Annotated in this window: 8 protein-coding genes; 2 read left to right on the top strand and 6 right to left on the bottom strand. The window is 57.7% G+C overall.

The window, feature by feature from the left end:
- The first annotated feature begins 96 nt into the window (after positions 1–96).
- Complete coding sequence (locus J3U88_RS15305) at positions 97–1,398, top strand: alginate export family protein (protein WP_207859742.1); 1,302 nt, start codon at positions 97–99, stop codon at positions 1,396–1,398.
- Between the two features lie 64 nt (positions 1,399–1,462).
- Here J3U88_RS15305 and J3U88_RS15300 read toward each other — a convergent pair whose 3' ends face one another.
- A complete protein-coding gene (locus tag J3U88_RS15300; RefSeq protein ID WP_207859741.1) occupies positions 1,463–2,338 on the bottom strand; it encodes a LysR family transcriptional regulator in 876 nt (291 codons plus the stop codon).
- A gap of 210 nt (positions 2,339–2,548) precedes the next feature.
- Between J3U88_RS15300 and J3U88_RS15295 the strand changes: the two genes are divergently transcribed.
- Positions 2,549–3,427 carry an alpha/beta hydrolase gene (locus J3U88_RS15295; RefSeq protein ID WP_207859740.1) on the top strand — a complete coding sequence of 293 codons (879 nt, stop codon included), beginning with the start codon at positions 2,549–2,551 and terminating at the stop codon, positions 3,425–3,427.
- Between the two features lie 1,215 nt (positions 3,428–4,642).
- Here J3U88_RS15295 and J3U88_RS15290 read toward each other — a convergent pair.
- From J3U88_RS15290 to J3U88_RS15270, 5 genes are all read right to left on the bottom strand, one after another.
- Positions 4,643–5,125, bottom strand: coding sequence for a nuclear transport factor 2 family protein (locus J3U88_RS15290; RefSeq protein WP_207859739.1), 483 nt, complete (start codon positions 5,123–5,125; stop codon positions 4,643–4,645).
- Between the two features lie 226 nt (positions 5,126–5,351).
- Positions 5,352–6,731, bottom strand: coding sequence for a histidine kinase dimerization/phospho-acceptor domain-containing protein (locus tag J3U88_RS15285; protein ID WP_207859738.1), 1,380 nt, complete (start codon positions 6,729–6,731; stop codon positions 5,352–5,354).
- Positions 6,721–7,416: a response regulator transcription factor gene (locus tag J3U88_RS15280; protein ID WP_207859737.1), complete on the bottom strand. Its 696-nt coding sequence runs from the start codon at positions 7,414–7,416 to the stop codon at positions 6,721–6,723. The genes J3U88_RS15285 and J3U88_RS15280 overlap by 11 nt, the downstream gene beginning before the upstream one ends.
- 171 nt (positions 7,417–7,587) lie before the next feature.
- Positions 7,588–9,861 (bottom strand): TonB-dependent receptor, encoded by a 2,274-nt coding sequence (locus J3U88_RS15275; RefSeq protein WP_207859736.1) that lies wholly within the window; start codon positions 9,859–9,861, stop codon positions 7,588–7,590.
- Positions 9,862–10,534: 673 nt separating this feature from the next.
- The gene (locus J3U88_RS15270) at positions 10,535–13,975 is read right to left on the bottom strand and encodes a protein kinase domain-containing protein (protein WP_207859735.1); all 3,441 of its coding nucleotides are present in this window, start codon (positions 13,973–13,975) and stop codon (positions 10,535–10,537) included.
- Positions 13,976–14,039: the final 64 nt, after the last annotated feature.

Raw genomic sequence — 14,039 nt, 5'->3', positions numbered from 1 at the left:
CGATGAAATGACATATCTCCATAGAAAAAGAAGCGGTTCGCCTTGATTCGAAACCGTCGATCACCGTGATGGATCCGTTAACAAGGAAGGGTACACATGTCGCACACAAGGTTCTGCTCACTCCTTCTCCTACTGTTGGGTATGTTCTTCCCGAGCAACTTATGGGCTTGGCAAGAGTCGCGTTACCAGCTCGGCATGGATTTGCGCCTGCGCTGGGAAGACAAGCAAGATTTCAATTTTCGGGGCGGTGACCAATCCTATTTGCTCACCCGGCTGCGGCTACACGGTGCCTATCATTTCTCGGCCAACGCCCAGGCCTTTGTTGAAATTCAAGATGCACGGGTTCATGAGGAAGATCGTTTCGGCACGCCTCCCCTCAACGAGGATGCCGTTCCCAACATCTTCGCTGACGAATTCGATATTCACCAAGCCTACATCCAATTCGGGGTCGGCAACGGCAAGGTCAAAATCGGCCGCCAAAAGTTTAATTTCGCCGACAAACGGATGGTGGCCTCCCTGGAGTGGGCCAACACCGCCCGTGTCTTCGACGCGGTCCGACTCACCTTTGGAGGAAAAGACACGCGGCGTTGGGATGTCTGGGCCTCGCAGCCGGTAACGGTTAACCCCAACGATCCCAATGATTGGCAGCGCGTGGGGAACCGCTATTTCGACAGCCGATTCTACGGGGTGATGTTCCGCGACCCACTCAGCATTCAAGACGGCGCCTACGAGCTGTTTCTGATGCATCGGGACAATAGCGAATTCGGCGACGCCGTGTTTCATGCCGGCGCGCGCCTCACCAAAAAATTTGGGAAGTTATCGGTCGACGCCCAAGCGCACCAACAGTTTGGTGACTGGAACGACGGTGATCATAAGGCCACCGCATACGCCTTGTTGGGCAAGTACACCACCGAAAACGACTTCTTCAAAAACATCGCATTGGGATACCTGAGCGCCTCCGGTGACGATAACTTCGCCGATGGAGATCACGAGACTTTTGACAATTTGTATCCCTTAAACCACGCCTATTACGGGTTTATGGACTTCTTCGGCTGGCAGAATATGTCCAACCTCGAACTGATTTTCAGCGGCCAAGCCTTCCCCAACGGCACTTGGCGCGTGGCCTTGCATCGTTTCACCATTAATGAACCCGAAAGTGATGCGTGGTACAACGCGGGTTTGGGCCGCTTCGGTAATCCCGTTGCGGGCGCGCGTGACGACCATGCGGGCGATGAAATCGATTTCACCTTGGTCTTTCCGATCTGGGAGAAACGCATCAAGATGTTGTTGGGGTACAGCCTGTTCCAGGCCGGTGATTATGTGTCGGAGCGCGGCGGCGACCAAGATGCGCGTTTTTGGTACGCCCAAGCGTTGTACAAATGGTCGACCAAAAAGTAAGGGCCGGGCCGCACAGTTCGCGGGGCTTTTGCTACGTAACGGACACCCCGGTGAGAGGCGCCGGTTAGCGCAAAGGCCGCGTCATCACGTCTTGAAGGAAATCAACCACTGCTTGGACTGTCGGCACATGGCGACGTTCGCGATGAACCACCAACCAGATCTCCCGGTAGAGCCCCTTGGTCTCAACCGGCAAACGCACCAAACCCTGAGCCAAGTAGGCCGTGGGTCGCGGCAGCAAGGCGACACCGAGGCCCGCTTGCACCGCGGCAATCTGGGGTTTGGTGCCGTTGCATTTGAGAATGGGTTTTAGGTCGGGATAAAGTGCTGCAAACCAACGGCTTTCCGGTAAGTGGGGCGGCAGTCCCTCCAGCATGATCCAATCCAAAGTATGGGGGTCCTCCAAGCTATCCGGGGAACGCGTCTCCAAGTAGCTTTGGCTCGCATAAACCCCAAAGGCAAAACCACCCACGCGGCGGGCAAACAGATTGCCACTTTCGGGGCGAGCCAACCGCAAGGCAACATCCGCCTCACCCCGCTCCAAATTCACCAATCGCGGGCTGCTTTTGAGATCGAGCCGGATATGCGGCCATTTTCGGTGAAATTCTGGGAGCACCGGGGCAATGATCCAGGTGGCAATCTCATCAATGGTTGCCACCACCACTACCCCACCGGCTTCATTTTCGGCCGCCCCGATTTCCCGTGCAATGCGCAACGCCCCGGCTTCCATCTCCTCGGCAAAGGGAAGCACCGCGCGTCCGGCCTTGCTGAGCACGAAACCGGCACGGGTCCGTTCAAAAAGCGGCGTGCTCAACGCCTGTTCCAGGGCGGCCAAGCGACGGCTCACGGTGGATTGATTCACCTGCAACCGCGCGGCGGCCTCCACGGTGCTGCCGGAACGCGCGGTAGCCAAAAACACCTTCACATCATCCCATTGGAACATGCGACCTCCCCTTTAGATCCATGACTGTTTCGTATCGGCCTTGGATTCAAATGCATTATTGCATACCCAGCATGCACTTTTCGCGATGGCAATGCACTCCTGTCACTTGATAGTTTGATAGGGCGGCGAGTCGGCCACCTTCCGTCGCCCAACCAAGATCACCCATCCCGCAAGGTTCGCGGGAGTACCATCGCGCCAAAGGAGCTACCCATGACGCAAGCCGTTTCGACCCAATCGTCTCGCAAGCAAACACCCCCTGTCACCATGCAGGCTATGCAATGGTTTTTCGGTACTTTTGGCCGCATCGCACCCACGCCCACCAGCCACTTAGCCAACCACCTGTGGTTCTCACCCCGCCGCGCCAAGCAGCCGGACCGAGAACGTTCCTGGGAAGCACCGGCAACCCGTGAGAACCTGACCTGGCGGGCCAGGGCCATCACGACCTACCGCTGGGGAACGGTCGGCCCGGTGGTTTTGCTGGTCCACGGATGGGCGGGACGGGGCACCCAGCTCGGCGCCTTTGCCCAGCCCTTAGTGGAGCAGGGTTATCAAGTGGTGGCCTTTGACGCCCCGGCCCATGGTCGTTCGCCCGGCAAAAAAACAACGGGTGAGGACTTTCGGGAAATCGTCAACTTGATCGAAGACCGCGAGGGCGGCATCCATTCGCTGATAGCGCACTCCTTCGGTTGTGCCGTATCGGCCTATGCACTTGCCAAGGGAATGCAGGTCGAAAAGGCGGTATTCATCAGCCCACCCAGCGACCTGCACTTTGCCATGGAAAGCTTTCGTCAAACGCTCAAAATGCCGTCAACGATGGTGCCCCACCTGCGCCGTCGCGCGGAGGAAACCTTGCCGCACCTGGGGGTCAACCTTTGGCGTGCCCTTTCGGTGACCAACAACGTGGCCGGTTTTCCCTTCCCCGGCCTCATCATCCACGACCGCGAGGACCACTGGGTGCCCATCGAAGAAGGACGCCGCGTCGCCAAGGCCTGGCCAACCTGCGAATGGCACGAAACACGCGGCCTCGGGCACCACCGCATCCTGCGCGAGGAAACCGTGATCGAAAAGGTAACGTCCTTCCTGGTTTGAAGCTAACCCGCATTTCTCACGGGGAATTCTACTACGGGGCAAGCCATGGGATTACGAGGGTTTGCCTTCCGCGGGGCGGCAGGCCGCTTTACTCGGTCGAGTCGCCTTCGCCTCAGCTGCTACGCCGATTGGTCGGCCCCGCGATAGGTCGGATCCCTGTGTCGTGGCTTGGTCGTAATCTTTTTACTCACAAGGCTTCCAGCTTGTCGCGACAAATCCTTGTAAGAAATGCGGGCCAACCCGCGCGAAAACGCCGGCCTTTGGCCCGCTGATCCATGGGCCTGGCGACCGGGCGTGGTGACCGGGCGTGGTGACAGGCATGTTTAAACGCCTCTATCGCAACGCCTTACCGGGGCTGCACCCTGATAGGTTGGGGCAGGCACCGGAACACCCGCGGAGACCGGGTGTGGTGACAGGCATGTTTAAACGCTTGTGAGAAATGCGGGCCAACCCGCGCGAAAACGCCGGCCTTTGGCCAGCTGATCCATGGGCCTGGCGACCGGGCGTGGTGACAGGCATGTTTAAACGCCTCTATCGCAACGCCTTACCGGGACTGCACCCTGATAAGTTGGGGCAGGCACCGGAACACCCGCAGAGACCGGGCGTGGTGACAGGCATGTTTAAACGCCTCTATCGCAACGCCTTACCGGGACTGCACCCTGATAGGTTGGGGCAGGCACCGGAACACCCGCGGAGACCGGGTGTGGTGACAGGCATGTTTAAACGCTTGTGAGAAATGCGGGCCAACCCGCGCGAAAACGCCGGCCTTTGGCCAGCTGATCCATGGGCCTGGCGGCCGGGCGTGGTGACCGGGCGTGGTGACAGGCATGTTTAAACGCCTCTATCGCAACGCCTTACCGGGACTGCACCCTGATAGGTTGGGGCAGGCACCGGAACACCCGCGGAGACCGGGCGTGGTGACAGGCATGTTTAAACGCCTCTATCGCAACGCCTTACCGGGACTGCACCCTGATAGGTTGGGGCAGGCACCGGAACACCCGCGGGAAGCGCTCCGTGGTGACAGGCATGTGAAAACATTATCAAGACTGCACCCTGATAGGTTGGGGCAAGCACCGGCACACCCGCGGGAAGCGCTCCGTGGTGACAGGCATGTGAAAACACCTCTAAAGCAATACCTTACCGGAGCTGCACCATAACAGGCACAGGCACGCTCATCGTGGAAGGCTTGTGAAAACGCCTCAGACACCCGCCAAGCTACTTTTCCTTAAGCTGGACACCGTATTGTTTCATTTGCTGGTCAAAGCTTCTGAGGTCGGTTTGGTCCACGTGGTGCGAAACAATCCCATCCTTGATACGGAGCACCGCAACCTTCGGGATAATAAAATGAAGCTTCTGCTTGGCAGGTTCGAAGGCCTCGGCTTTGGCACGCACGCGAATTTCGTAGAAAAAAACCACCAAATCGCCGCGATCCATCTTGCGACGCACAATAATTTGTTGACGCTCGGCGAAAGGAAAACGCGCCTGGTGATGCTTTAAAATTTCCTCGGGACCCCGCAAGGACACCCCGGCATGGGGATCCTCGTAAAGCGATTCCGCATTGTAAAAACCCTTCAGCGCGGTGACGTCACCACGCGTGAACGCGTACATGTAACGCTCCGCAACTTGGTGGGCCGCCATGGGCGCCTCAGGCGCGGGCTCGCGCAATAAGGCAAAAAGAAGCAGGGTTAACACGCTCATAGGACCTCCGCGGCGAAATCGCCGAGTTTACCTCGACGGCGCATCCAAGCCTTGCCGAACCATCGCGGCAACGGGAACGCACAGGAGAAGTAAACGAGACTTAGTCACGGGATGTTCAAAAAACCCCGTCAACCTTACTCCTAAAGCAATGATCATTCCATGGTTCCACCAAAGGTGTAAAGGATTAGCAAGCGCTAAGTAAACAAAACCCAATATGAAAGCCGGCTCACACTTCACCGTCCCCGTCGATCCCACCAACACCCGCTCCCGTGGATGCCGGTATCGCGTCACCTTCCTCAAAAGCCAAAGTTACCTCGGTCCCCTGTCCCGGTTCGCTGACAATCTCGAACCGCCAACCATGACGCTGACAGAAATCGTGGACAATCGACAGACCCAAGCCAAAACCACGGCTTTGGTCGCCGCGAACATTGCGTTCCTTGAGCAAGGTCAATTGGTGCCGACTCAAACCGGCCCCACTGTCACGCACCACCACCTTACCCGGCAAGACCTGCAACACCACTTCGCCCTGGTCAGTGTACTGGAAGGCGTTCCGTAAAATATTGCCGATAGTTATGGCCACCACGGGCTCGGGCGCACCCACCCGAAAACGGCTGTGGATCGCCAAACGGGCAGTAACCGGCTTCTCCTCGATTAAGTAACGGTTCGCCTCCACCAAGTTTTCAACGACCACGTCGACCTGCGCCTCACCCTTGGCCACGCTCTGGCTGCCCTCGCGACCCAAATACAAAAAGGTCTCAATAATGTTTTCCATATCGCGCACGGCCCGCTGGATGCGTCGCAAAGGCGCGGCGGGCGATTGCCCATGTTGCAATTGCTTCTGAATCAATTCGGCCGCGCCGCGGATGACGGTCACCGGCGTGCGCAGCTCGTGGCTTGCATCACGGGTAAAGCGTTGCTCTCGCGCGATGAATTGATTGATGCGCGTCATGGCACCCTCAAAAGCGCGCGCCAAATTGCCGACCTCGTCGGGATAATATCGGCCTGCCATATCCGTGGGTAACTGGTCCGGCTCGGCGTGCGCGACTTCGGCCGACAACTGGGTCAGCGGCGCGATCAATCGCCGCGCGATAAGGAACCCGAACCAAATGGTCAGCACCAAAACCATCACCAAGGCGTACATCAGCACGGAAACCAAGGCATAATCATCCAAGGGTTCCACCCCGGTATCGCTGTGGTACAGGTACAAAAGGTAACGCGTGTCCAACTCAAGAACTTTTAGATGAAAATTAGCGGTAAACTCATAAATACCAGGTTCTAAATCGGTCCCCAATTGCTGGAACAACTCGGGGAAATGCGCAAAAGGCGCCTCGGCCTGCCGGTCTACAATAAAACCCTGCAACAGATGATTAAAAGGCGGCTTGGCCTCGGGATCGACCTTGCGACGCGCGACATAGGCCTCACTCTCCAGCTCCAGCACATTCTCCAAAATGCGATCTTCCATACGGTGTAAATAACCGTAAACAATGCCGCCGTAGGTCATACCCATTAAAAGCCCGGCAATACCGAATGCCACGATCATGCGAAACCGCAAGCTGTAGCGGATATCGGGCCGGCCACCGTTCATGGCTTGTTGTTCAGCGCTCACGCGGTCCCCGTTCCGAAGCGTCGGCGAGAATGCGAAATCCTACCCCGCGAATCGTTTGAATCATGGCAAGGTTAAACGGCTTATCGACGACCTGGCGGAGATGGTAAATGTGTGATCGCAAGGCATCGGAGCCGGGCGGCTGGTCATCCCAAATATAGTGGGCCAAATCCTCGCGGGTCACCACGTTGGGGGTGTTCTCCATCAAATACCGTAGAATGCGGATGCACACCTTGTTCAGTTCCAACAAACGCCCCTGGCGGCGCACCTCAAAGGTGCCCTTGTGCAGGGTCAAATCACCGACGGTCAATTCCATTCCGTCGCGGCGATGCCGCCGCAGTAGCAACGCACGTAACCGCGCAACCAATTCCTGCATGGCAAAGGGTTTGACGAGGTAATCGTCGGTACCCGCTTCAAAACCCACCAACTTGTCGTCGAGGGTATCGCGCGCGGTCAGCATCAGGATCGGGATCGCCAATCCTTGCTCGCGCAGGTTCCGACACAAAGCCAAACCGTCCATTCCCGGCAACATCAAGTCCAACACCAAGACATCAAACGGCTGGGTCAGCGCAAGGTGTAAACCGCCAACCCCGTCCAAGGCGTGATCCACGGTAAACCCCTCGGCGCTCAGGTATTCATGGATATTGGCCGCAATATCGGCATTATCTTCAATTACCAAAACACGCATCGCCGATTCCTCCGATTTGGGATGTTCCATTCTCACCCTGATCGGGGCATGAAGTTAAGAAAAAGCGAACAAGCCGGCTGGGTTTTCGCTTTTCATCGGCCGAAAGGATCAGGCGACCACCTAACGATGAGGCACGCGGAAAACGCCCCCGCGTGCCCCCTATCGATTTGCCTAAAATTTCCAGGTAAAGCCGAAGGTCGGCAGAATCGGCAGCCAATCCTCCGTTTCCAAGGCAACCGCGGCCAAGGAGCCGTCCGCTTGTTGCTGGATCGTCCAATCGGAATAACCGCGCACATTGGTGCGGTTGTAAAGGTTGCTGATGTCGAGGAACAACTCGAATGCCCGTTTCTGGCCAACCTGGACACGGCGGTTGATGCGCAGGTCCATGCGGTGGTAGTCCGGCAAGGTCTCGCTAAAGATGTCGCCGGCGACCAATTCAGGGGTGCCGTCCTCGTCAAAACCGACACGAATCGGCGTGGTGCGCCAACCGGTGTGGTAAATCCAAGCGACGTTGAAGTTCCACTTGGGACCCGGCCGCCAATTGAAGCTGGCATTCAGGGTGTGCTCTTGGTCGAACTGGCGCGCGACCTTGCCGCCCTGGTAATCGTCCTGGGCCTCGGACCAGGCGTAATTCAGGAACCAACTGTACTTGCCACCCAAATTCTGTTTCAGCACGAACTCGACGCCCCGCACCTCGCCGGTATCCACATCCAAGGCAATGCGGTCGGCGCTGGGCCCGGCGTACTGCACCATGGACCGGGTCAAGTTGTCGTAACGCGTACGCAAATCACTGAGATCTTTAAGGTAACCTTCAACCCGAAAATCAAGTCCATTGGCAAAACGATGGTCTAAACCCACCAACCAATGGGTGGCGCGTTCCGGGGTCTGGAAGTGCTTCTCACCGTCGGCAATTTCCAACTCATGGGCGCGCTCCGCCTGGTAATAGGTGCCGTACGCAAAACGCCAAGAGGTGCGTTCGTTCTGTTCAAAAAACAAGCTGAAACGGGGGCTGACTTGGTCGTCCTCAACCAAGGTCTGACGGTCGAAGCGGACCCCGGTCTCGGTGTAGAGGCGCGGGTTAATGCGCCAACGGTGTGCCAGCCAAGCCGAGGTTTCTTCACCTGTCGGGTCCAACTTGGTTTCAATCAGTGAAAAGGCTTGGCCGCCGCCCACGGGTGGATCGTTTTCGGTCACGCCGCGGTAATCGTAGGCGGCATCCACATCGCGGAACGCCCAGCCAAAGCTGATCATATGGTCGTCGTTCACGCTGTATTGCCAATCTTGTTTCACGCCCCACCAGATCAGCGAGCGATCATCCTTCAGGTCATAAGCCTCGAAACCGCCCACGCTGGTGGCAATCCGATCCTGGCTCTGATCGCCCCAAAACAGCAAGCTCTCGGAAGAAAGACGATCACTCCAAGCCGAGGACACCTTAGTCCACAAATACAGATCGTCGTAGTTGGCGGTGGTGTCTTCCACATCGCCGTCCTCGTTTTCGCTTTCAACAAACTTATCGTTGGCGAGTAAGTAATTTAACGACCAGTTATGACGCTCACCCATCACATGGGTCACGCGACCGTAGGAGTCATAATAAGTAATGTCGCTTTCTTCGCCTTCCTCATCGTCCTCGGTGAAGCTGAGCAAAATATCTAAATAGCCGCGGCGCGCCGAGACGAACCAGCTACCGAGACCGTCGTTAAAAGTGCCTTCGCTGCGCAGGCCGACATTGCCGAAACTCAAGGTCACCTCGGTCTTGCGTTCGCTGGGTACCAGGGGATCCATCACCAACACACCGCCGCGGGCGTTGCCGTATTTGGCGGAGTGCCCCCCGCTGGTCAGGGTGAGCCCGCCGAGCGCCTCGGGATCGATGAAACTAAACACCCCGGTGTAGTCTTTGAGGTGGAAGGGGTTGTGAAGTTCCATATCGTCGAAGGTGACTTTCACCTCGCGGTACTCGCCGCCGCGCAAGTTGAAACTCGCGGAAAAATCGGTGCTGCTGGTGCCCGGCAAGGTCGCCAAGGCCCGGTAAACGTCGTCACCAAAGTGGGGGGTGTTGCGGATCGTTTCCCGATCCAGGTAGTTCCCGCCTTGCACGGGTTGGCTCATGATCGAGAAGGTCGAAGGCGCCATCACCACATCTTCCAAGGCGATGGTTTGGGGTTGCAGCACAAAGTCACGTTCGGCCAATTCACCGCCGACCAACTCAAGCGTTTCTTCAAGGGTCGCAAAGCCGGGCGCCGAAAGGGTGATGCTGTAGTTGCCGGCGGGGAGGTTGCTCAGGGAGAAATCACCGTCGACGGTCACTGATTTCTCAAAGAATTTGTTTTTAAGGGTCAGACTCACCTGAATCACGGTTTGCGCATTCCCGTCACGGACGGTACCTGCAAACTCGGCGGTTGGGGCCGCGGCCGCCAAATGACCGGCAACGGCCGCGCAAACAACCAAAGCAACCCTTAGAAATTTGTTTTTCCGATTGGTTCTCAATACCTTTTCCACATTTCACCTCTTCTCTGCATCACGCGACACATCCAGACAGAGCACGGCCGGCCCGTGCGAAAAAACGACATGGGGGCGTGCGCCGGTGCGGCGAAGTCCGCGACGTCGTGCGGCAATATTGGTTGATACACGCGGTAAGCATTCGAAGGAACGGTGGTTCACCCGCATGACACACCAGGTTAGGGGAAGCGGCACCCAGGAAATGGATGAAGGATTTGCCGTTACCCCAACCCGCGGTTCGTTAAGCGAAGCAGGTTGCAATGGTCCACCGCGTGGAAGCGTCATTTGGGTTCGCCAAAGGGGCGCATCTCGGGGTTAGTGTCGGTGGACGGTAAAAAACATTTGCAAAAGGCCATTTTTTTTAGAGGACACACATTCTTTCAACGCGCCAATCCCACAGCACACTTTTGCAAAAGCGCACAACCCATTACCTCACCCCCTTTTTTGCCTCTGCTCCTCAGCAGAAGAGCCGGTAAGCCATGCGGGCTGGGTTCCTGTGAATGCGGCGGGCTGGGTCTCGCGCCCGCCATGGTCATAACCTATCGCATCCACCGTGAAACCCATGTCGAAAGCATGTGAAATCGGCGTGAAATCGGCGCGCCGGCCGCGCGGCCACCCAGGCTCACAAGACGTCTTTTTTGCCGCCCAAGAGGGTCACGGCCTCTTGCCGATAACCGTCAATCACACCGCCCAGCCAATGATCCGGCCCACCAAAATCACGCGCCAAGTGTTGGTCGGCTTCGTCAAAGGCCTGCCGTGCAACCGCGGCGTCCCCACGCGCGGCGGCGATCACCCCCAACAACGCGTGAACCGCAACCACACGGTAGGTCGGCACGCGTTCCTGCTGTTGGTAAAGGGTCAACAAACGTTTCGCGAGGGGTTGCGCGATCTCGTAAAACCCGTTTTCAACCAATTTCTCAACCCGCCAATACAGCCAGTTAGCGAATGCCATGGAACGGGTGCCGAACCGCTGTTCGGCATCGATGACGGCGGCGGCGAGTTCGGAGGCACCCGCCGCGCTGGTTGATTCTTGGAATAAACGCGCTACGGCAAGGCTCGCCCGCAAGCCGTTTATCTCTTTCTCCGAACGCCCCAAACCGCGGTGAATGGTATGGGCTTCGGCCATCATCTGTTCCGCCTCGGCAAAACGTCCCTCATCGAGGCGCATCAAACCGTGGTTAAACAGTCGGGTGGCGTGCGCCCGAGAACGGTAGCCTTGCTTCTTTTTCTGGTAGGCGGTCTCGGCCAGAAAATATGGCTCGGCATCGGCCCATCGCTTGGCTTTGCGCAGGGAATAAGCCAGCTGCATGCGGGTTCGCGAGGTTTCGCGGTGGTCCAGACCGCGATGGGCGATGATTTTTTCCAAAAACGCCTCGTGAATCGCGACAGCTTCGTCCCATTGATGACACCACTGGTGAATTTCGGCCCGATTGCGTTCATTAAGGTAATATTGCCGGTAATCATTCGGCTTTTTGAGACGGACATCTTCGTTAATTTCGGCTTGAACGGTCAGCGCTTCCTGCAGCAGCCCCGTTTTGGCGAGGTACAACGCATAACGACGCTTGTACCGCCATTCGTGCTCGGATTTCACATCCACGTGGTTTTCAGAAAGTTCGGCCGCCTCGCGCGCCGCGTCCAAGGCCTCGGGAAAACGTTCCAACTCGCTCAGGCGCCGCGAGACGAAGGCAATGGTCCCAATGGTACGTGGGTGTTGGGTACCGAGCGAACGACGGCGAATCGCCTCGACCCGACGACCCACCTCCAAGGCGGCCCCTGTGCGGTCGGCACGATCATGGTTTACGGCGGTGCTGTAAAGGTAGGTGGCGAACAGCGGATGGTGCTCGCCAAGCGCACGGCCCGCCTTGGTGAGCCCGTCAACCAGCAGCCGGTCACAATCCGCTTTGCGACCCTGGGAGCGGTAAGAAAGGGCGAGATTGTACTGCGCGGAGAGCGTGTTGGGATGGCTGTCGCCATAACTTTGTTGGAACATCGCAAGCGCGCGACGGTAGGCCTTTTCGGCGCCGACATGGTCACCCTGGTCACGGAGCAAAATGCCCTGTTTGTTGATACACATGGCATATTCGGGATGGTTGGGATCGTTTAAGCCCTCGTAGATGGCGAACGCCTGTTGGAACAACGCCTCGGAGCGTGCCGTCTGCTCGAGCCGAAAAGCATTAAACGCCTGAGCCTGAAGTACCTGTGCATAGCGAATATGATTGGGTGAATACAGGGTTTCCAGAATGCCGGCCGCCTCGGCAAACAAGGCCCCGGCCTCGTGAAAACGGCCGAGGTGGCCGTGACAATTGGCCAGCGCAAAGATGCTGTCGGCAACCTCGGAATGCAGCGGGCCGTAGCGCTTTTTTTTAGCCGCCACCACTTGCTCGTACAGGGTAATGCTTCGGTTGGAGAACCCCCAGGTTTCGTACAAGCGGGCCTGGGCAAAGGTCAAGGCGACGGTCTCCTCCGCGGAGAGATCCGGCACGGCCCATACCTGGTCATAGGCCTTGGCAGCTTCCACAAAACGGCCGCTTTCCACACAGGTATCGCCGCTCAATTTGATCAGGGGATGGGGGATTGCGAGCCCACGAAGCCGGTACCATTGCTCGCTTTCGCTCAATTCACGATGCGCCTCGGCATAGGTTCCGTTTTTGATAAGCGCTTCCAACAAGCGTTTGCTGAGGTCGGTAAAGGCGTCGGGATCTTCACCCGCCAAGGCGCGCGCCTGCTCGAACAAATCGGCGGCGCGGCGGTATTCGCCCAGCGAGGCATGGACGCGCGCCATGGTCTGCAACAAGGCGAGGCGTACACGCGGTTCCTCGTCGAGATCTTCGGCGATATGAAACATGCCGCTCTCAAGTAAATCGGAGGCACGGATGTCCTTGCCCTTGGTGACGTTGGGATCAACCCGTTCGAACAGGCCGATCATAAATTGGGTAACGGCCTCGGCGGTGCGCTGCTCTTGTAGGGCGACGTCGCGCTGGGCCGTCACCCGCTGATTTTGCACGCGGGCGTACCAGGAGAAACCGATCATCAACACCACCAGCACCCCCACCGAGCAGGTCGGCCACGGGTTACGCGCCAGGAACTTGCGCAGTCGGTAACGTCGCGATGCGGGCCGCGCTTGAATGGGTAACCCCGCCAAATAAGCGCGTACATCGGCAACCAGGGCTTCCACCGAACTGTAACGCGCGTTCGGTTCGCGGGCCAACGCCTTGAGGATGATGGTGTCCAGATCACCGCGCAGCCGCGCCACATAATGAAGGCGTTTTCCTTGCGCGTCCGTGCTGTGCTCGCTGGGTTTGGTGATCGGTTCGTTGTTGACAATGTCCAGAATCTCGGCGACGCCGCGTCCTTCAAGCAGGTAGGCTTTGCGACCGGTCACCATTTCATAAAGGATCAGGCCCAGGCTGTAAACATCGGAGGCGGCCGACAAGCGTTTGCCGTTGACCTGCTCGGGCGAGGCGTATTGCGGTGTCATAATGCGCTCATTGACCTGGGTCAGCCCTTCCTGTTCACCGGTACCGGGATCCAGCGTTGAGGCAATGCCGAAGTCCAGCAGCTTGGGAACGCCGTCCTTGGTGACCAAAATGTTGGTGGGCTTTAAATCGCGGTGGATGATCATTTGCTGGTGGGCATGGCTGAGGGCGTCGCCCAACCCCACGAAAATCAAAAGCCGTTGGTCCAGATCCGGCGCTACCCGCCGCAAATAAACATCCAGCGATTCACCCTGAATGAATTCCATCGCCATCCACGGTTGGCCTTGAACATGGGTACCCGCGTCGTACAGCCGGGCGATGCCGGGATGTTCCAGCCCGGCCAAAATCCGACACTCACTTTGGAACAGATCATTGCGTTTCGGCGTCCAATGGCTGAGTACTTTGAGCGCAACCTTGCGCTGGATTTCGTCGGCGCGTTCAGCAAGGTACACGGCGGCCATACCGCCTTGGCCGATCAGCCGCTCGACCCGATAAGGCCCACAAACATCGCCCGGCTGCAACAGATGGACGCTGGACAGGGGCGGATAGGAAGGATGATCGTTGAGGGTGACGCTGATGGTTTCCACGGGCGATGACCCATCCTCGGGTCCGGGGACCTTTTTTGAATCGTTTCCCGTCATAAAAAAGAAC

It is taken from the genome of Acanthopleuribacter pedis (assembly GCF_017377855.1).
Lineage (GTDB): Bacteria > Acidobacteriota > Holophagae > Acanthopleuribacterales > Acanthopleuribacteraceae > Acanthopleuribacter > Acanthopleuribacter pedis.
Note: the sequence above shows the minus strand (reverse complement) of the source record. Positions and strands in the feature narration are given on the sequence as shown.

What these genes read in the sequence shown, in the direction of transcription:
- J3U88_RS15280 (WP_207859737.1), bottom strand. Translation starts at nt 7,416, where the DNA reads ATGCGTGTTTTGGTAATTGAAGATAATGCCGATATTGCGGCCAATATC.
- J3U88_RS15300 (WP_207859741.1), bottom strand. Translation starts at nt 2,338, where the DNA reads ATGTTCCAATGGGATGATGTGAAGGTGTTTTTGGCTACCGCGCGTTCC.
- J3U88_RS15290 (WP_207859739.1), bottom strand. Translation starts at nt 5,125, where the DNA reads ATGAGCGTGTTAACCCTGCTTCTTTTTGCCTTATTGCGCGAGCCCGCG.
- J3U88_RS15295 (WP_207859740.1), top strand. Translation starts at nt 2,549, where the DNA reads ATGACGCAAGCCGTTTCGACCCAATCGTCTCGCAAGCAAACACCCCCT.
- J3U88_RS15305 (WP_207859742.1), top strand. Translation starts at nt 97, where the DNA reads ATGTCGCACACAAGGTTCTGCTCACTCCTTCTCCTACTGTTGGGTATG.